The sequence below is a fragment of the Hymenobacter negativus genome (genome assembly GCF_017571495.1).
Classification (GTDB): Bacteria; Bacteroidota; Bacteroidia; order Cytophagales; family Hymenobacteraceae; genus Hymenobacter; species Hymenobacter negativus.
This window is the reverse complement of record NZ_JAGETZ010000005.1, coordinates 326,875-346,734: the sequence shown is the minus strand read 5'-3', so window position 1 is coordinate 346,734 and position 19,860 is coordinate 326,875. Positions and strand designations below refer to the sequence as shown.

Here is a 19,860-nt window from a genome sequence, read left to right as displayed (position 1 = left end):
CCCGTGTTTATTTACGGAACCGTTTGCGGAAAATATGAGCTTTTACAAGCTCTTATTCAGTGATTTATATACGATTTTAACATAAAAAACCTCACCCCCAGCCCCTCTCCAAAAGAGAGGTGAGCCTGACAGTTCTGGCAGGCGCAGACTCGCAGAGTCCACGCTACAAGTCACAGGCGCCGCCGTGGCCCTTCTGTCTACAGGACCGGGGGTGACGCTTTGCGTCTTATAAACTCAAAAACACCGTTTCCATCCCCTCCGAGGCGACGCTGGCGACGCTGTGCAGCTTGTTGGTGAGCACCCGGATGATAGCGCGGCCGTTGTAGGCCTGCACCTTGCGCGAGCCGCTGCTGGTGCCCAAGTCATCGAGCAGCACGCCGTCGCCGACGAGGCCGAAACGCACCCAGTTGACCGCATCCAAGCACGGCACGCCTTGGGCGTCGAGCAGCTTCACTTCGATGGTAGCGAGTCCGTTGGCTTCGCCGGTTTTGGTGAGGATTAGCTTGGCGGGCTTGCCCCATTGGGCAGTTTGGTAGCGCTGGGTTATCTGGTCCTGCACGGTGGTTTTGCCCTGGCGGGCTACAGCGAGGAAGGTATTTTCGCCTTCGTTCAACTGTACCAGCCAGCGCAGGCCGGCGGCGGGAAAGTCCTGGCTGTCGCGCTTTTTCACGCCCTGGCTTTTGCCGTTCACAAACAGCTCGACCTCAGCCGCATTTGAGTACACTTTCACCATCTTTTGCTCGCCGGCTGCGCCCCAGCGCACGGGCCAGGAGTGACCGTAGATATGCACCATCGGCGCGGTGGTCCAGTAGGATTGAAAGACGTAGAAGGCCTCTTTGGGTGTGAAATCGCGCTCTACCACGCCCTTTTGGTTCATGTAGGGAATGGGGTTGTCGGGGCGTACGGGCGTGCTAAAATCTTTGAAGGGCCAGTAGGCGGTGCCGCTCAGCCAGGGCATGGTTTCCTGCTCTTTCAGGTGCCAGTCGACGAGGTTACAGAGGTAGCTTTCGCTCCAGTCGCCATCCTTCGACACGCGGGCGCTGCCCCCGAACAAGCTGGCGTCGCCGGCTCGCTCGTCGGCACCCTGGCCGTGGGTTATTTTGGCGAGGGCGTTGTCAGGGTTTTCGGAGTGGCGGCCGGCGTGGCTGTCGCCGCCCCATTCCACGTGCAGGAAGCGCTTCACGGATTTAAATTCCTGCTCCGTTACCTGCTTATAATCGGTGTAGATGCCCCGGTACCAGCCGGCCCAGATGGATGGCGAGTACACATCGGGAATGTCTTTGCAGAAGTCGCAGCGCCGGATGGCGGTATAACGGGCGGGGTCGAGTTGGTGCGCCAGGTCGTTGAGCGACTTCATGTAGGTTCGAATTTTCTCCTTGTCGAACTCCGGGAAGTCGCCGGGCCAGTCGTTCTCATTGCCCAGACCCCAGATGATGACGGCGGGATGGTTGTAATGCTGCTGCACCATGTTGGTGAGCATACGGCGTCCCTGCGCCTGGTACACCTCACCGCCCAGCCCGCCCCGGCACCAGGGAATTTCCTCCCACACCACAATGCCCAGCGAATCGCAGAGGTTCAGCACGATGCGCGACTGCTGGTAGTGGCCCAGGCGGATGAAGTTGACGCCCATGCTCTTCATCAGCCGCATTTCCTGCCGAATCTGGGGCTCGGTCATGGCGGCGGCCACGCCGGCGTGGTCCTCGTGGCGGTGGGTTCCGCGCAGCAGCAGGCGCTGCCCATTCAGCAGAAACGGGCCATGCTCCACAAACTCAATGTTGCGGAAGCCGACTTTTTCGGTTTGCTCGAACCGCTGGTCAGCAGCCGTCACGACCACCTCCACCGTGTATAAGTCCGGGTGCTCCGGCGACCAACGGCGCGGCGTCTTCACTTTGAAACTGCCCAGGTCCAGCTCACCGGATTTGATGGTGATGGAAGCCTGAGACTTGGCCACCAGCTGGCCCCGCGAATCAAGCAGCCGCACGCTCACCTGAGCACTGCCAGCAGGCAGCGGTTCGCGGAAAACACCTTTCAGCGTCAGCAGGCCCAGCTTGCCGGCTGGGTCTACTTCAGCTTTCGCGGCCAGGCGCTCCAGGGACACAGCCGGCTCGTAGCGCAGATTGAGGTAGCGGTAGAGGCCGCCGTAGACGTTGAAATCCGACAAATCGGAGGGCATCATCTCCAAATCCCGCGAGTTATCGCAACGAATAGACAACGGGACTTTGCCTTTGAACTGGGTTTTGAACGCGTCAGTTTTCTGGAAGTCGGCCACGGCCTGAGTAATGTCCACGGTCCATTCGTCGTAGCCCCCGACGTGGCTACCCACTTCGGTGGTGTATATGAAAACGCGGGTTTTCTGGCCGGCCCCCTCGAAGTGCAGCAACGTGCGGCCGTTGGCGTAAGGGTTTGTGATGCTGAGTTGGGTGCGGTACCAACCGGGACCCTGGTAGTAATTCACATCGGGGTCTGCGGCATCGCGGGCGTTGAAGCAGTGCGGCAAGCTCACGGGCTCCCAGAGTGGCACACTTTCGGGGTTGCCTGCCGTCACCGGGCGCACGGCTTCCCACACCCCGCCCAGGTCCTGGCGCACGAACTCCCAGCCGGTATTCAGGCGGGTTTGCTGCTGCGCGACAGCAGGCCGAGTGAGCGCTAAAAGCAGTATTACGAAGAAGTAAGCGGGTTTTATCATGGTTGGTTGCGGATTTATCGGGCAGCGCGAACGGCGGGACCTCACCCCCGGCCCCTCTCCCGCGGAGAGGGGAGCCACGGCGCAGCCGTCAATAATCGTCAAGCTCCCCTCTCCGCGGGAGAGGGGCCTGCCCCGAAGGGGTCACGTGAGGTTATTCCACCCGCTTCACCTGAATGCCATTCAGCACCGCCTCGTCAGCGGTAGCGCTGAAATCGAGCGTGATGCCCTGCCCTTTCCGTACGTTCACCGGGAACTTGAAGCTGACGGCTTCCAGCGGCGGCAGGCCGTTTTCGGGGCCTAAATCGGATAGAACCGGCAGGCCGTTGAGAACGACGCTGAAGCGGCGGGTGGATTTGGCAGTAGCGGCGATGGCGTCGGGTTTGGCGAGGTTGTAGGCCAATTGCTCGGCGGCGGGCACGGCTTCGAGCTCGGCGAAGTGCAGGGTGACTTCGTACTGGCCGGCCGGAACGTCGAGGCGGAACTGGGTCAGGCCCACGCGCTGGGTTTCGTAGAGGGCGTCGTATTCGGTGCCGAGAATGTTGCGGTCGGAGCCGTAGGGCAGGCGGTCGCCGGGCAGCTTGTAGGGGTGGCCACCCACGTAGCCCCAGCCGCCGGGCGCGTAGGCCTGCTCGGGCAGCCACACCTGGTTTAGCTTGGCATCGGTGAAAATGCGCTGGTCGCCGAGGCTCACGTTGAGCTCGGTGAAAGGCAGCTTTTCGGTATCTAGCTTGGTGGGCAGCAGCTGAAATTGCACCTCCACGTTATCGGCCGGCGCAGTACCGGCGCGGGCCGTAAGCTGGTTTAGCCCCGCGCTGAAGGGCACCGTGAAGCGGGCTATGCCGAACTCGGCCGGATGCGTGCCCAGCGACTTGCCGTTCAGCAGCAGTTCGGCGCTGGGCTGGTTGGTGTACACTTCCACCGGCTGGTTGCAGTATAGCGAATCGGGGCCAGCGGCGAGGCCGGCGCGCAGTGTCCAGGCGCGGGAGCCAATGCGAACGAAGGGCGTGCGCAGCAGGTGGGCCTGGTAGAACAGGTAGGCATCTTTGGGCTGGCGGTCGGCGGTGAGCAGGCTTTTGTTGTTGATGTGTGGCACAGCCTCTTGCCGACCTTCGGAGTTGAACTCGGCCAGGTTCCAGACGGTAGCACCGGCCACAAAGGGTCGTTCCTGAATGGCTTTCAGGTAGAACTGGTGGTAGCGGTTGGCGTACTCGGTCGTTTTATCAAAGCGCAGCGGCTGGAAGGAATGCAGCCGGGCATCGGCGTCGGCCCCGAATTCGGTTACTAACAGGGGCTTATCGGGCAGTTCGCGGCGGTGGCGGTCCAGGAAATCGGGAAAACCCTGGAAGCCACCCGAGTACCAGCCGGCGTAGAGGTTCCAGCCAATGAGTTGGGAAATGTTGAGCAGGCCGGCCTGCTGGTAGAGGTCGAACGCACCGTGATTCACCAGCATGGTATAGCGGGTGGGGTCTTCGCGGCGGGTCAGGGCGTCGAGTTCGCGGGCTAGGGCGGCTACGCGGGCGAGGTAGGCTTTACCAGCTTCGTTATCCTTGGTGAGGCCGGCGGGCAGGCGCAGCAGCACTTCGTTCATATAGGCCCAGATGATTACGCTGGGATGGTTGTAGCCCTGCCGAATCATCTCCGTCTGCATAGTGCGGCAGTTCTGGAAGAAGGCTTCCGAGTCGGTAATAGCGTTCACAACCGGGATTTCCACCGAGGCCAGGATGCCCAGCCGGTCGCAGGCCGCGAGCACGGCGGGGTCCTGCGGGTAGTGCGACACGCGCAGGAAGTTGCCGCCCATCTGTTTCAGCAGCAGCAGGTCGCGCTCGGCCAGGGCATCGGGCAGGGCATTGCCGAGGCCGGGAAAGTCCTGGTGCCGGTTGGTGCCGATGAGCTTGAGCGGCTGGCCGTTCAGATAGAAGCCGGTGGCCGCGTCGAAGCGGAACCAGCGCAAGCCCAACGGGCTGCTCACGGCATCGAGCGGCGGGGCACTGGCCGGGCCGGCCTCCCGCACGGTGGCCGTGACGTGGTACAGGTACGGGTCGGTAGGCGACCACAGGTGCGGCCGGCGCAGCCCGGCAAACGTCTGCCGGAACTCCCGCTTCTCCCCTGCCGCCAGCGTGAGGCCGCTGCGCTGCTGGGCCACTACATTGCCGGCGCGGTCCGTCAGTTCCGTTAGCACCGTGAGGCGGCGCTTACTGGCCGATTCGTTCACCAGCGTGCCCCGCGTTAGCACCTGAGCTATTTCGGCCGATACAGCCGGCGTGCTCACAAACAGGCCGCTGGACGCATAATTATCGAGGTCGAAATGAACTGGGCTGGCGGCCACCAGGTACACGTCGCGGTAGAGCCCACCGTAGAACGTGAAGTCGGCCGACAGCGGCGGCAGCGCCGGATTTGGGCTGTTATCTACTTTCACCACCACTTCGTTGGTAGCAGCTTTATCGAATTTCAGCCATTTGCTAACTGGGAACTGAAAGGCCGTATAGCCGCCGGCGTGGCGGCCGGCCAGCTGGCCGTTCACGTACACTTCGGCCTCCTGGCCCGCGCCCTCAAATAAGAGGTAGACGCGACGGTTTTGCCAGTTGGCGGGGATGTGCAATGTTTTTTTATACCACCCTACGCCACGGTAGTAGCCGGGCTCGTCGTCGTTTACATCGGTCGCATTCCAGGTGTGCGGGACGGAGACTTTTCCCCAGCCGGTGACGGCGGTAGTGTGGGCGTAGTCGGTGCCGTCGGCTTTTCGAAACTGCCAGCCGGCGTTGATGGACTGGGTGATGCGGTCCTGCGCGGCGGCAGGGAGCGTGAGGAGTAGGAGCAAGAGCAGACGCCGGAACCTCACCCCCGGCCCCTCTCCCGCAGAGAGGAGAGCCACGGTGGCACGGGTGTAGAAGTCTGCGCATGGAGGGCATTTTTCGGGAGAAGTACGGGCGTTTCTGCGCGGACTCGCAGAGGCCACACTACGGAAATTACTAAGCTCCCCTCTCCGCGGGAGAGGGGTCGGGGGTGAGGTGCGGGGCTCTATCATTAGCCGAATTAAACGCCGCCGAAGATGGAAAAGCCGCCATCTACGCAAATCATGGAGCCGGTGACGAAGCGGGAGGCGTCGCTCAGCAGCCAGACGAGGGCGCCCTTCAGCTCGTCGGGCTGGCCGAAGCGCTTGAAGGGCGTTTGGCGGATGACCAGCTCGCCGCGGGGAGTGAAGCCGCCTTCGGGGGTGGTAAGCAGGCTGCGGTTTTGCTCGGTGAGGAAGAAGCCGGGGGCCAGCGCGTTCATGCGCAGGCGGTCGCCGTAGCGGTTGGCCATTTCCACCGCAAACCACTGGTTGTAGCAGTCCACAGCGGCCTTGCCCATGTTGTAGCCCAGCACTTTGGTGATGGCGCGCTTTGAGTTCATCGACGAGATGTTGACAATACTGCCCGCGCCCGACTCAGCAATGGCAGGACCGAAAACCTGGGTAGGCAGCAGCGTGCCCCACACGTTGAGGTCCATCACGCGGCGCATGCCGGCGAGGTCCATGCTGAACACATCGGTATCGGGGGCCAGCACGCCGTCGGGGGCGTTGCCGCCGGCCGCGTTCACCAGGCCGTCGATTCGGCCGAAGGTGCTTAGCATGAGGTCGCAGGCCAGGCGCAACTCGCCTTCGTTCAGCACGTCGGCCACCAGCGCCAAGGCTCGGCCGCCCTGCTCGTTGATGGCGGCGGCGCGGGCTTCGGCCACGGCCGCGTTGCGGCCCAGGATGCCTACCGTGCCGCCCGCTTCCACGATGCCGGCCAGGAAGGCATCGCCAAGGATACCGGTGCCGCCGGTAACGACAATGACTTTGTTTTCGAGGGAAAAAGGGTTGGCCGCGGGGGCTAGTTGAGGGTCAGCTGGGCGTAGTTCTGATAGCGCCATAGGGCTTCGAGGAAATAATAGTCGGCGTAGACGAGGGGGACGTCGATTTCAGAGTTGGACGGCTTGTTGCCGGTGCTGTGCTTCAGCAGGAAGTAGTTGTTGGTGCCCGCCGCCGCGAGGTATTCGGGCGTGCTTAGGCTGGTGAGAATGGCCGTGGCGGCGGCGTAATAGGTTTTCTTCGGTGCGTACTTGCTCAGCTCCAGCAAGCCGGAAGCAGCGGCAGCGGCGGCCGAGGCATCACGCGGGGCCTTCGGAATATCGGGCGCGTTGAAGTCCCAGTAGGGAATGCGGTCGGGAATTTTGGCGGTTTGGGCCAGGAAATAGTCGGCGGCGTGCTGGGCGGCGGTCAAGAACCGGGGGTCATGGGTTTCGCGGTACACCATGGTGTAGCCGTAGATGGCCCAGGCCTGTCCCCGCGCCCAGCAGGAGTTGTCGGCAAAACCCTGGTGGGTGACAGCAGTGAGCAATTTGCCAGTGGCAGGGTCGAAATTTAGCACATGGTAGGTGCTGAAATCAGCCCGAAACCGGTATTTTAAATCGGTAGCGGCGTGGGTTTTGGCGGTGTGGGCGTAAGTGGTATCACCAGTGAGACGGGAGGCGGCGAAGAGCAGCTCCAGGTTCAGTAAGTTGTCCACAATGACGGGGTAGGACCATACCTCGGCGTGGTGGTCCCAGGAGCGAATGGCGCCGACTTTGGGATTGAAGCGTTTGGCCAGCGTAGCCGCAGCTTGCAGCAGCACGGCGCGGTACTGCGGGTTTTTCGTGACGGCGTAGCCCTGCCCGTAGCTGTTGTTGAGGATGAAGCCAAGGTCGTGGGTGGTAGTTACGTTCTTCTCGGCATCCAGCGTCTCGGTGAAGGCGGCGGCGCGGCGCGGCCACTGCGGCTGCCCGCTCAGGCGCGCCAGGTACCACAGGTTGCCGGCGAAAAAGCCGCTGGTCCAGTTGCGCGAGGTGGTGCGCACCAAGCGGCCATCACTCTCGGTGCTGCGCGGGTGCTGGGTGCTGTCGGGGTAGCGGCGCAGGTAGGCGGCGTACTGGGCTTCGGCACGGGCTATTATGGTGGCGACAGGCACCGCTAGCTTGGCTGATGGCAGTTTTGCGGGCTGTTTCTTCTGGGCGTGAAGTGGACTGAGGCTTATGCCGAAGCACAGTAGTGCTAGGGCCATTCGCAGTAGAAACGCGACCAGAGAATCGGTTTGGTTTTTCATCATCAATAGGCCCACGGCACGGGCTTGAAATCCGAGTGTTTTGCAAATACTTCGGTGGCTTTTAGGTCGGGGTAGGCGCGGCTGGCCTGCTCATACACGTCTAGGGCCAGGGAGTTGGAGGTGCCGGCTGCGTCGGCTTTGTCCATCTTTTTCTGGCCCAGCAGGTAGGGCCGGAACCACTCCACGGCGGGACGCAGGCCACGGCCGTCGGGCGTGGCATAATGCCAGAGGTCGAGGCCAACGTGCGGGGCCATGAGGGCCAGGCGGGCCCAGCCCTGCAGGTTCATGCTGGTGTAGTTCCAGGGGCGGGTGCGGGCCAGTTCCAGCGGCTGCGCACCGTCGGGCTCAATTTGCACGGGCACGCGGGGCCAGGTTTGCTGCTGCAGGGTGGTTTTGGCCAGGACCGTATTGCCGGTGAAAAGGGCAAAGTCCACCACCTGGGTGTCGTAGAAAGTGCCGTGATTGTTCTTGGCTGCGCCTTCGGGCAGGGCCACTGGGCTGGTGGTGAGCCAGGTAGTAAAGTCCTTAAACCAGGACCTAAGCCCACCCACCAGCGGGGCGTCAATGCTGGGGCTGCCGTTCATCAGGGCCAGCGCCTCCGGGATATTCACCAAGTGACGCGTTTCGATGATACCGAAATTGCGGCCGTTGTTGATGCCGAGAATGCCCTGCCCGAAGTTCAGGTTGGGGTTCATGCGAGTGGCAGGGTCCAAGAAAAACACCCGCAGCAGGCGCGCGGCCTGGCGGGCGTAGTCCTCATTGCCCGCGAAGTAGTAAGCCAGGCCCAGTTTCTGCACGTCGCCGCACAGCTTGCTCATCGTCTCGCTGTCCTTCATGGCCTCCGACTCCGGATTGCGCAGCCCGTCTTTCTGGATGTAAGGCTTGCCGTCGGGCTTCGTGGGGTCGGGCCACCAGTACGGGGCCTGCGAAATGTAGTCGTGCTTGTCGCCGCTGGGTGGCGTCTGCGGCTTGGTGGTGATGGTATAAGGGCTGCGCTTGAGTATAGCAGTAGCCTCACGCAACAGCTCCTGCACGCGGGTGGCCTCGGGCTGGTGGCCTGCTTTGTAGGCGGTTTTGTAAGCTGCCATGGCGGCGGGGTCGAGCAGAATGAACGCAGCCGGCGCAGCGGTTGCAGCCGCCAGCGCCGGCGCGCTCATCGCCCACCACACCAGGAAAAGAAGGATAAAGCGCATTGTTAAGTAGTTATTGATTTGATGACGCGGACGTGGGGCCTCACCCCCGGCCCCTCTCCCGCGGAGAGGGGAGTTGGATGGCGCAGACGGGTGGCCTCACCTCCAGCCCCTCTCCGATGGAGAGGGAAGCCGGACGATTTTTGACATAATTAAGGCCGGTGTCCCCTCTCTATCGGAGAGGGGGTCAGGGGGTGAGGCCACCCGTCTGCGCCGTTAGTTGTACCCCGGATTTTGTGTCAGATTGGGGTTTAGAATCAGCTCTGGCTGCGGAATAGGAAAAAGCAGGTACTTGTTGTCCACCGTGCGGTTGAAGATGGCGCGCTCCCGCTCCTGCAGGCGGTTCAGGCGCACGAGGTCGAACCAGCGGTGGCCTTCCTGCACCAGCTCCCAGCCGCGCTCACGCACCAGCATGTCCACGAAGGCATCTTTGGTGGTGACACGAGTATTGGCCCACTGGGGCAGGCCGGCACGCTGGCGCACCCGGTTGTAGCCTTCGTATTTCAGCGGGTCGTTGGGGTTGAGATTGTTGCGGGCCTCCGATTGCAGCAGCAGAATGTCGGCGAAGCGGGTGATGAGGTAGTTGGCGCGCGAGTCGTTCACGATGCGCTTGTCGTCCCGAAACTTGTTGAAGTAGTAGCGGGCCAGCGTGGTGGTGCCGGCCATGTTGCTGATGTTCCAGGCCCGGCGCACGTCGGTGGTGCGGTAGGAGCGCACGAGGCTGTCTTCCACCGTGAAAGTGCCCAGGCCGGCCAGTTGCGAGGGCAAAAACTGCCGCACAATGATGTTGCCCGTGTTTGGCGGCAGGTCGAACTGGATGCTGAAGATGTGCTCCGGTCCGTTCTCCTTGTCGGGGTTAAACACGTCGCCGTACACCGGCAGCAGGCTGTATAAGCCCGAATTAATCACGCGGTTGCAGGCATCCAGGCCGCTCTGGTTGTCGGTGCCCAAAGCGGCGCTGGTGGTGGCGCGGGTAATGTACACCTTGGCCAGCACGGCCGCCGCCGCACCCTTCGACACGCGGCCCTTTTCACCGGCCGGAATTTGGTTTTCGGCGTAGCAGTTGGCCTCGGCAAACTGCAGGTCCTCGATAATTTGGTTGTACACCTGCGCCAGCGGCGTGCGGGTGGGCCGCAGGTCGTCGGTAGGGCCTTTCACGGTGGCCGTCACCAGGGGTACATCGCCGAAGCAGCGCACCAAATCGAAATAGCCCTGCGCCCGCAGGAAACGGGCGTTGCCGATGATGTTGGCCTTGCGGGTGGCATCCATGCTGATAGCGGGTACCTTCTCAATCACGTCGTTGGCCCGGTTTATCATCCGGTACGAGTTGGTCCACCAGCTGTTGATTTCCGTGTTGGTGGGCGTGAAGGTGAAGCGCGAGAGCTGGGCCCGCTCGTCGGTGCTGGAGCCCACCCGAATCAGCTCGGCCGGCAGCTCGGTGATTTGCCAGCCCGTGCGGCCGTAGTAGGTCTGGGGCAGCAGGGCGTTGAACACCCCGTTGAGGCCGGCAATGGCGTCGCCCTCGTTCTGGTAAAAGTTTTCGGCAGCGAGAAAGTCATAGGGCTTCTCTTCCAGAAATTTCTCGCAGGAACCCAGCGTCAGGCTCAGGGTTAGCAAGCTCAGGAACAGGATATTTTTTTTCATGGGAAGTCTGGAGTTAATAATTGTTAGGCGGCGCAGCCGGCGGAACCTCACCCCCGGCCCCTCTCCGCGGGAGAGGGGCCGGGGGTGAGGTTAAAACCCAATCTTCAGCCCTGCGATGAAGGTGCGGGTGCTGGGGTAGGCGTTGTAGTCGGTGTTCAGACTCAGGTTGTCGCGGCCGAAGGAGTTTACCTCGGGGTCGAAGCCGGTGTATTTGGTTAGCGTGACGAGGTTTTGGGCGGTGATGTACACGCTGGCCGATTTCACGGCTTTGCCAAACTTGGGCAGGGTGTAGCCCAGGGTCACGGTTTTGAGGCGCACGAAGCTGCCGTCCTCCACCACGTCGCTCACGATGCCGGTGCTGCGGCGGATGGTGCTGCCCGCCCGCGCCAGGGTGTTGCTGGGGTTGGTAGGCGTCCAGCGGTCAACTACCGTTTTGAGCTTATTAGTGGTCGTGATGCCGGATTCCAACTCGTAGCGGTTCAGGTTCAACACATCCGAGCCCTGCACGCCTTGGATAAATACGCTCAAGCTAAAACCGCCCACGGTGAAGTTGTTGGTGACGCCGTAGATGAAATCGGGCTGGGCGCGGCCGATGATGACGCGGTCAAAGAGGTTGACCACGCCGTCGCCGTTGCGGTCCACGTAGCGCGGGTCGCCGGGGCGCACGTTGTCGCGGGTGCCGCTGGCCGCAATTTCGTCCTGGGTCTGCCAGATGCCGTCAAACACGTTGCCGTAGAACGAGCCGATGGGCTCGCCCTCGCGCAGAATGCTGGTCTGGCCCAGGCCCGCGCCCACAAACAGGCTGGAGCTGGAAGCGCCCACCGGCAGCTCGCTCACGCTGTACAGGTCGAGCACCTTGTTGCGGTTGAGGGAAAGGTTGAGATTGGTTTTCCAGCCAAAAGCCTTGCTGTCGAAGTTGGTGGTATTGAGGGCGAATTCCAGGCCCTTGTTTTCCACGCTGCCGGCGTTCAGCAGAATATCGGCGTAGCCGGTGGTGCGGGGCGTGGCCACGCGCAGCAGCAAGTCGGTGGTTTTCTTGTAGTAGGCGTCGGCCGTGAAGGTGATGCGATTTTGCAGGAAAGCTGCGTCGATGCCCACGTTGGTGGCCGCCGTCGATTCCCAGCGCAAGTCCGGATTCACGATGTTGGCCGGCACCAAGCCCACCAGGCGCGTGCTGCCCGAGGCGTAGGAGCCCACGTCGTAACGCGCCAAGGACTGGTAGTTATTGATTTCCTGGTTGCCCGTCACCCCGAAGCCCACGCGCAGCTTCAGGTCACTGATGGCCGTGAAGCCCGACATGAACTTCTCGTCAATCAGCCGGTAAGCGAAGGCCGCCGAGGGAAAATAGCCCCACTTGTTGTTCTTACCAAAGCGCGACGAGCCGTCGGCCCGCAGCGTAGCCGTGAACAGGTAGCGCTCGAACAGCCGGTAGTTGACGCGGCCGAAGTACGAGGCCAGCGAGTTGGTGAACTTGCCCGAGTTAGGCGTCTGAATATTAGAACCCAGCGCTAAGTTGTCGGACCCCAGCGTGTTGGTAAAGAAGCCATTGGCCGTGGCGCTGAAGTCGTTGCCCAGAAACTGCTGCTCGGTGAGGCCCACCACCACGTTGAGGGCGTTATTCTCGTTCAGCTTCTTGTCGTAGGTCAGCGTATTCTCGTTCAGCCAGCTGTAACGGTTGGTTTGCACGCGGTTGGCCGAGCCGTTGGTGAGGCGGCCGAGGTAGATATCCGATGGCCGGTACACGTCCTGCTGGTTGTTGGTGTAGTCGAGGCCGCCGGTCACGCGCAGGGTCAGGCCGGGCAGGATTTCGTAGTTACCCGCCACGTTGAAAAGGCCCCGTGCCGTGGTGCGGTGGTCCTTGGCTTTTTCGGCGTAGGCCACGGGGTTGCCCACGTCTTCTACGTAAGGCAGCGGCGTGTTGGAGTAGGTATAGTTGCCGGCCGCGTCGCGCACCGGGTTGATGGGGCTGAAGCGCAGGGCATCCAGAATCACGCCGCCGTTGCTGCCACCCGAGGAGTTGGCAAAGGCGCGCTTCTCGAAGGTACCCGCCAGCTGGCTCGAAAAATCAAAGCTTAGCTTCTGGCTGATTTTTCGGTTCAGGTTCAGACGCACCGTGGCCCGCTGGAAACCCGAATTCAGCACGATGCCTTCTTGGTCAAAATAGTTGAAACTCAAATTATACCGCGTTTCTTCCGAGCCGCCGTTGAAGGCCAGCTGGTAGTTGCTCATGCGGGCCGGGCGCAGAATGGCGTCCTGCCAGTCGGTACCCTCCCCCATCGAGTCAATTTGCCCCTGCCGGTATGGCTGCGGGATGGCACCAACCCCGGTGCCGGGATTCACCTCGTTCAGGTACTGCGCAAATTCCTTGGCGTTCATCAGCTCGTACTTGTGCCGCACAATCTGCGCGCCGGTGTAGGCTTCCAGGTTGATGGTGCCTTTGCCCACTTTGCCTTTTTTGGTGGTAATGAGCACCACGCCATTGGCTCCGCGCGAGCCGTAAATAGCAGTAGCCGAGGCATCTTTCAGCACCTCCACGCTCTCGATATCGCTGGGATTGATGGAGTTCAGGTCGCCTGCGCCGGGAAAGCCGTCGACCACAAACAGTGGCTCGTTGCCGGTGTTGATGGAGTTGGTGCCCCGGATGCGGATAGACACGTTGCCGCCCGGCTCCGAGTTGGTTTGGGTCACCTGCACGCCGCTTACGCGGCCCTGCAAAATCTGGTCGGCGCGGGCGATAGGCGTTTCGGCCACCTGCTCGGCCGAAATGGAGGCCACTGAGCCCGTGATGTCGCGCTTGCGCTGGGTGCCATAGCCCACCACCACCACTTCGTTCAGGTCCTGGGCCTGTTCTTTCAGCTGCACGTTGATGGAGGCCGAGGAACCCAGCGGCTGCTCTACTGATTCGAAGCCCACAAAGGAGAACACGAGCGTGCCACTGCCATTAGCCGGCACACTCAGCTCAAATTCGCCGGCCGCGTTGGTGCTGCTGCCCGTGGTAGTGCCTTTCAGCAGCACCGACACACCGGGCAAAGGCATTTTATCAGTCGCACTGAGAACCCGCCCGGACACTTGCCGGGTCTGTGCATGGGCCACAAACGTTCCCAGGAACGCTAGCAGCCCAATAAGGAGACGAAGTTTTTGCATAATTGGTGGGATTATTATGGTGAGTGAGGGCTCATTTATTCAGTAAATAAAGAAGCCCTGCCCCTGCTCATGGAACAGAAAAAACGTTTTTTTACGGAATCGTTTACGTAAAAATTTGATATAAATACCTTTATTACAGGCATATACATTCAATCAAACGAAACACACATCACAGAAGCCAATGCCTGGTTGCATTAGCTAAAAGCCCGGAAAGAGAACCGTAGCGCCAGTACCGCCGCAATTCGAGCCCAACACTAGCCAGCCCTCCGAAAGACGGGTGTATATTTGGGTAAGTCGGGCCATTGGCTTCCCCCGACATTTTAGGATTACCCGTGATTAGTAGGAGTAGCTTTCGAGTATGGGCGTTGTTATTGACGGTGTGGGCGCTGCTGGGCGGGTGCGCCGAGCCAGCCAGGCCGCACGCCTACCGCATTGGTTTTTCGCAGTGTAGCACGCAGGGCATCTGGCGGCAGGCGGTGCTGGCCGGCATGGAGCGCGAGCTGAGCTTCCATCCCGAAGTGGAGCTGCGCATGCTGGACGCCAAGGATAACAGCCAGCGCCAGAGCCAGCAAATCAACGAGTTGGTGCGCGGTGGCATCGACCTACTGATTGTATCTCCTTACGAGCCCGGACCCGTGACCCCAGCTGTGGAAGCGGCTTATCAGACTGGCATCCCCGTGCTGCTGCTCGACCGCCGCATTACCTCGCAGCAGTTCACGGCCTACGTGGGTGGCGACAACGTGGAGGTTGGCCAGACGGCCGCCCGCTACGCTGCCAGCCTGCTGCACGAGCATGGCAGCGTGATTGAGTTGACCGGGGCGCGAAAGTCGTCGGCGACGGCCGGGCGACACCAGGGTTTTGCGCTGGGCATGGCAGCCTATCCCACTATGCACGTGGCAGCGGAGGTCACGGGCAACTGGAACATTACCACCCTGAAAGCGCCGTTGCAAGCCGCGCTGCTGGCCCACCCAGAGGCCGCGCTCATCTTCGCCCACAACGACAACATGGGCAAAGCCGCCGCCGAAGTACTTCAGCACTTAGGACTTACGAAGAAAGTGGGCATTATTGGGGTCGACGGGTTGGCACTGGAGTTGGTGGAACAGGGCGTATTTAAGGCCTCGCTGCTGTACTCGCCGGCCGGGGAAGACGCCATTCGCACGGCGCTGCGTATCCTCAATCATCAGCCCTTCCAGCGCGAAAACAAGCTGAGCACGGTGGTTATCGACTCGACCAATGTGGGCATGATGATGCAGCAGCGCGAGAAAATTCTCACCCAGCAAACGGATATTGAGCTGCAGCACGGCCTGCTCCAGGGCTTGCGCGCCACCTACGCCAGCCAGCGCACGGTGCTTTATGTGCTGCTGGCCACCTTGCTTGGGGCCTTGGTACTGGGTGCGGTGGCCTGGCGCTCGGCCCGCAGAAACCGCCTGATAAACCACCAGCTGGCCCTGCAAAACGCCGAGAATGATAAAATCAACCGTCAGCTGCAGCAGCAGAACGAGGAAATCAGCCAGCAGCGCAACCAGATTCAGGCCTTGGCCGAACAGGCCCGCGCCGATACCGAGGCCAAGCTGCACTTCTTCACCAATTTCTCGCACGAGTTGCGCACGCCGCTCACCCTCATCATGGGGCCGGTGGAGGAGCTGCTCAGCAGCAGTTCAGACCTGTCGGGGGCACAGCGGCAGGACCTGGCGCTGGTGCAGCGCAACACCCAGCGGCTGTTGCAACTGGTGAACCAACTGCTAGATTTCCGGAAGATTGAAGTGGGCAAAATGGCTGTGCGCGCCACCGAAAGCAACCTGGTGGCCTTCGTGCACGAAATTGTGGAGGCATTTGAAAAGCCCGCCCGGCTGCGTGGTGTGCAGTTCCGTTTCATGGCTGCTGAGGCAGAGTTGATGGCTTGGTTCGATGCGAACCTACTGGACAAGGTTTTCCTCAACCTGCTGTCCAATGCTCTGAAGTTCACGCCCGAACAGGGCCAGATTACCGTGAGCCTGCAAGCCGTTGAGGGCGGCCGTGCCTGGCGCGTGAGCGTAGCCGACACCGGCCCTGGTATCAGCGCGCGGGACCGGGCGCACGTGTTCGAGTGGTTTTATCAGGGTGAGCAGGGCGCAGTGGCCAAGGGTTCGGGCATGGGCCTGGCGTTGGCGCACGGGCTGGTGCGACTGCACCAGGGCCAGCTCACGCTCAGCAGTCAGCCGGGCCAAGGCAGCACTTTCACTGTGACTGTGCCGCGGGAATTGCCAATGGAATTGCGTGCCAGCGACCCGGCCCACTTGCCCACAATCACACTGGCTGAACCGGAGCCACTGTCAGCTGAATTCGGCAACGAAGTCGCAATGGCGGCAGCTGAACCCGCCAGCGACACGCTGGTGCTCGTGATTGAGGACAACGCCGAAGTCAACGATTTTCTGGCCCGCAAGCTGCGCAACGATTTCCGGGTGCAGACGGCTACCGACGGCCACAGCGGCTTCCGGCTGGCCACAGAGCTAATTCCGGACCTGATAGTATGCGACGTGATGATGCCTGGCCTGAGCGGGCTGGAAGTAGTGGCCCAACTGCGGGCCGACTGGCGTACCTCGCACATTCCGGTGGTGCTGCTCACAGCCCGCTTGGCAGCAGAGCAGCAGTTGGAGGGCGTGCAGGCCGGCGCCGACTTATATCTCACCAAACCGTTCAACCCGGCTTTCCTGCTCGAAAGCGCGCGCACGCTGCTCAGCAACCGCGCCCGGCAGCGCGAGCATTTCCGCCGCGAGTTGAGCCTGGATACCGTCACCGTAGCGCCCGCCAGCCCCGACCAAAAATTTCTCTTCGACCTGACCGCCGTGGTGGAAGCCAACCTCACCAAAACCGACCTGAGTGTAGAGGATGTGGCCCGTGCCCTGGGCATTTCGCGCATGCAGCTCTACCGCAAGGTGAAGGCCGTGCTGGGCACCGGCGTCACCGATTTTATCCAGAGCCTGCGCCTGACCAAGGCCCGGGAATTGCTGCTGGATGAGCAGCGCACCGTAGCGGATGTGGCCTACGAGCTAGGCTTCTCCTCTCCTTCTTATTTCTCCACCAGCTTCCGGGCGCGCTACCAACTGTCGCCATCAGAGTTTCGGGCGCTACACGTTTCGGCCACACCTTAAGCAAAGCAGTGCTATTCGGGAATACGTCTCAACACTCGTCATGAAGTGGTGTGGGAGTCCGATGAAGAGACGTGAGAAGGCACGGTCTACATCCCAGCCGATTTATTACTTAATCCGAGTTGCGGGCTATCCGTAGCGCGGCGACAGGTTTGCAGCAACCTACCCAGGGTAAAACGAGCCGCGTAGCGGTGACAGACCCAGCCGGTACTCTGTCACCGCTACGCGGCTTTTTGCTTGTCGTCGCCTATGCTCTACCAACCTGTCGCCGCTACGCGGCTAGTCCACAACTCGAATTAAGTATTGAGGCGACGTGCGAGATGAGGCACTGAGCTTTGCATAGCTATCAGTTAAACGCTTTCTGAATGGAAACAAACTCAAAAGCCTTGTTATAAAATCGAAAATGAGCTGCTCATAGGTCGAGCCTAATGATTACCCTAAATGTTGACCTACAAATTGTTGTGTAAATTTCACTCGTTGAACAATACGTGTAAGAAATGAGCAAGGGCTGAGCTGGCGTGGCGGGGATTTTTGTGGAAGGTAACAGTAGCGCTGGCGGCCAATGGCCCGGCGCGACGCCAACCTCCCAACTGCCACTTCCCACCCAGTATCATGAGCTTTGTTAACCTTAGGCAGCTGGCCGGCGAGCTCGGCCTGTCCTCGTCCACAGTATCGCGGGCCATGCGCGACAGCTACGAAATCAGCACAGCCACCCGGGAGCGGGTGCAGACGGTGGCCCGCCAGCTCAACTACCAGCCCAATCCGTTTGCGGGCAGCTTGCGCAACAACGTCACCAAAACAATTGCCGTTATCCTGCCCCAGCTCGACAACCATTTCTTTTCGCTCGCCATCAACGGCATCGAAGAAGTGGCGCAGCAGAACGGCTACCACGTCCTCATCTACCTCACCCACGACAGCGGCGAGCAGGAGAAAGCCGTGACGAAATACCTCACCAGCGGCCGGGTCGATGGCATCCTGCTGGCCCTGGCCAGTGGCACGCGCGGCGTGGGCCACCTCGAAAAACTCAAGCTGCTGGGCGTGCCCATCGTGCAATTCGACCGCGTAAGCGAAACGCTGCGCACGGCCACCGTCACCACCGACGACTACGCCAGCAGCTACCAGGCCACTGAGCACCTCATCAAGGCCGGCTGCCGCACCATCGCTCATCTGCTGGTTTCGGAAAGCCTGTCCATCGGCAGCAAGCGCCTGAAAGGCTACCAAGCGGCCCTCGAAGCCCACCGCATTCCCTTCGACGCGGGCCTGGTGCTGAACGGCCGGGGCTCGAACGACAACAACCTGCGCCGCATTACCCAACTGCTGGAGCAGCGGCCGGAAATCGACGGCATCTTTGCCGCAGTCGAGCGCCTGGCCCTGAGCAGCTACCTGGCCTGCCAGCGCCTGGGCCGCGCCATTCCACAGGACATCAAAATTGTAGGGTTCTCCAACATGGAAACCGCGTCACTACTCGCTCCTAGCCTCACCACCATCACCCAGCCGGCCTATGCCATTGGTAAGGAGGCAGCGCGCATTCTGTTTCAAGCCATTATCAAGCACAAGCCGGTGCTGCCCGCCCACAGCCTGGAGCTAAAATCGGAACTGATTGCGCGGGCTTCTACGGCTGGGCCGCTGCGGTAGCAAGGGGCTGCGTTTCGTCCACTTCCCGTAGCGACGAATCGCGCACCAATAGCTCGGGCCGAAGCGAGAGCTGGCGCGGAATAAAGGCATTGGAGCCGACGCCAATCAGCTCCAATAGCAGGCGCACAGTGGCCTGGCCCATTTCTTCGCAATGCTGGTCGACGGTAGTGATGGTGGGCTCGGCCACCACGGTGAAGGCCTCGTTGCTAAAACCCGCAATGGCCATATCGGTGGGAACGCACAGGCCCTGGCGGCGGGCCTCCTGCATGGCCCCGAGGGCGCTGTAGTCGCCGGCTGCAAATACCGCATCCGGGGGCGATTCCAGGGCCAGAAGGGCGCGGGTGGCTTCGGCCGATTGGGCCTGGGTCATGTCGGTATAGCGCACGAGGCGCTCGTCGGCCGGCTGACCGGCTTCGCGCAGGGCATCGAAATAGCCTTGCAGGCGGTTGCGGTAGATGTTGAGGTGTTGCGGTCCGGCGAGGTGCGCAATGCGCTGGCACCCCTGGGTCAGCAGGTGCCGGGTGGCCAGATAGCCGCCTTCGCGGTCGTCGAGCAGCACCGCATTCACATTGTTACCTTCAATTACGCGGTCGAAAAACACCAGCGGCACGCCCCGGTCGCGCAGCTTGTCGAAGTGGTGAAACTCGTGGGTAGTGCGCGATAAGGACACCATTACGCCGGCCACCTGGGCGCTGAGGAGGCTTTCCAGGTTACGCCGCTCGTTGGCCACGTCCTCATTCGACTGGCAGATAATGACGTTGTAGCCCGCCTTGGTGGCGGCCGTCTCGATGCCGTGTACCACTTTGGCAAAGAACCGACCCTCGATGTAGGGCACAATCACGCCCAGCAGCTTGCTTTTGCCCTTGCGCAGAGCCGAAGCCATGTGGTTGGGTTGGTAGTTATACTTTTTAGCCAGCTTCAGCACCTTCTGCTTCATGGCCGGGCCGATGCTGAAATGGTCGCTCAGCGCCCGCGAAATGGTAGTGGTAGACACACCCAGCTCCCGGGCCAGGTCGGCCATTGAAACCGGGCTTTGGTTCGGTTTATCCTTCGAGGAGTCAGTAGGTTGTTTTTTAGAAGATGACATACAAATACTTTTTTTGCTTCGCAAAGCATTGCGTAAAGGTAGCGGGAACAATAGTCCCTTGATTGCTGCCAATATTCACCGTGCTTGATTATTAAATCTGCCCAACTATGGCAGCTACCCAATACTGCGCTACTGTAGCGGAGTCCCTGAATGACAAGCTACACTGTTTTCAGCAGCAACCACTCATATTAGAAATTTAGCCTAAATTTACACAATCGATTGTGTCGACTCACTCCCTACGCTG

Annotated in this window: 10 protein-coding genes; 2 read left to right on the top strand and 8 right to left on the bottom strand. The window is 61.0% G+C overall.

Annotated elements, in window-relative coordinates; all coding sequences use genetic code 11:
* Positions 1–226: 226 nt before the first annotated feature.
* From J4E00_RS13750 to J4E00_RS13720, 7 genes are all read right to left on the bottom strand, one after another.
* On the bottom strand, positions 227–2,686 hold the full coding sequence (locus J4E00_RS13750; protein ID WP_208175748.1) for a glycoside hydrolase family 2 protein: 2,460 nt from the start codon (positions 2,684–2,686) through the stop codon (positions 227–229).
* Between the two features lie 151 nt (positions 2,687–2,837).
* Positions 2,838–5,558 (bottom strand): glycoside hydrolase family 2 TIM barrel-domain containing protein, encoded by a 2,721-nt coding sequence (locus tag J4E00_RS13745; RefSeq protein ID WP_317196624.1) that lies wholly within the window; start codon positions 5,556–5,558, stop codon positions 2,838–2,840.
* 161 nt (positions 5,559–5,719) lie between these two features.
* A complete protein-coding gene (locus J4E00_RS13740) occupies positions 5,720–6,580 on the bottom strand; it encodes an SDR family oxidoreductase (RefSeq protein WP_208175746.1) in 861 nt (286 codons plus the stop codon).
* Positions 6,541–7,746, bottom strand: a complete 1,206-nt coding sequence (locus J4E00_RS13735) for a glycoside hydrolase family 88 protein (RefSeq protein ID WP_208175745.1) — start codon at positions 7,744–7,746, stop codon at positions 6,541–6,543. Before J4E00_RS13735 ends, J4E00_RS13740 begins: the two co-directional genes overlap by 40 nt.
* A 44-nt stretch (positions 7,747–7,790) precedes the next feature.
* On the bottom strand, positions 7,791–8,981 hold the full coding sequence (locus J4E00_RS13730) for an alginate lyase family protein (protein ID WP_208175744.1): 1,191 nt from the start codon (positions 8,979–8,981) through the stop codon (positions 7,791–7,793).
* 213 nt (positions 8,982–9,194) lie between these two features.
* Complete coding sequence (locus J4E00_RS13725; RefSeq protein ID WP_208175743.1) at positions 9,195–10,622, bottom strand: RagB/SusD family nutrient uptake outer membrane protein; 1,428 nt, start codon at positions 10,620–10,622, stop codon at positions 9,195–9,197.
* A 90-nt stretch (positions 10,623–10,712) separates the two neighbouring features.
* Positions 10,713–13,766 carry a SusC/RagA family TonB-linked outer membrane protein gene (locus J4E00_RS13720; protein WP_208175742.1) on the bottom strand — a complete coding sequence of 1,018 codons (3,054 nt, stop codon included), beginning with the start codon at positions 13,764–13,766 and terminating at the stop codon, positions 10,713–10,715.
* 332 nt (positions 13,767–14,098) lie between these two features.
* Between J4E00_RS13720 and J4E00_RS13715 the strand changes: the two genes are divergently transcribed.
* Entirely contained in the window at positions 14,099–16,897 is a 2,799-nt protein-coding gene (locus J4E00_RS13715) for a substrate-binding domain-containing protein (protein WP_208175741.1), read from the top strand.
* A gap of 609 nt (positions 16,898–17,506) precedes the next feature.
* Positions 17,507–18,529, top strand: coding sequence for a LacI family DNA-binding transcriptional regulator (locus J4E00_RS13710; protein ID WP_208175740.1), 1,023 nt, complete (start codon positions 17,507–17,509; stop codon positions 18,527–18,529).
* Here the strand turns inward: J4E00_RS13710 and J4E00_RS13705 are convergent.
* On the bottom strand, positions 18,507–19,616 hold the full coding sequence (locus J4E00_RS13705; RefSeq protein WP_208175739.1) for a LacI family DNA-binding transcriptional regulator: 1,110 nt from the start codon (positions 19,614–19,616) through the stop codon (positions 18,507–18,509). The two genes, J4E00_RS13710 and J4E00_RS13705, sit on opposite strands and share 23 nt — an antisense overlap.
* Between the last annotated feature and the right edge of the window lie 244 nt (positions 19,617–19,860).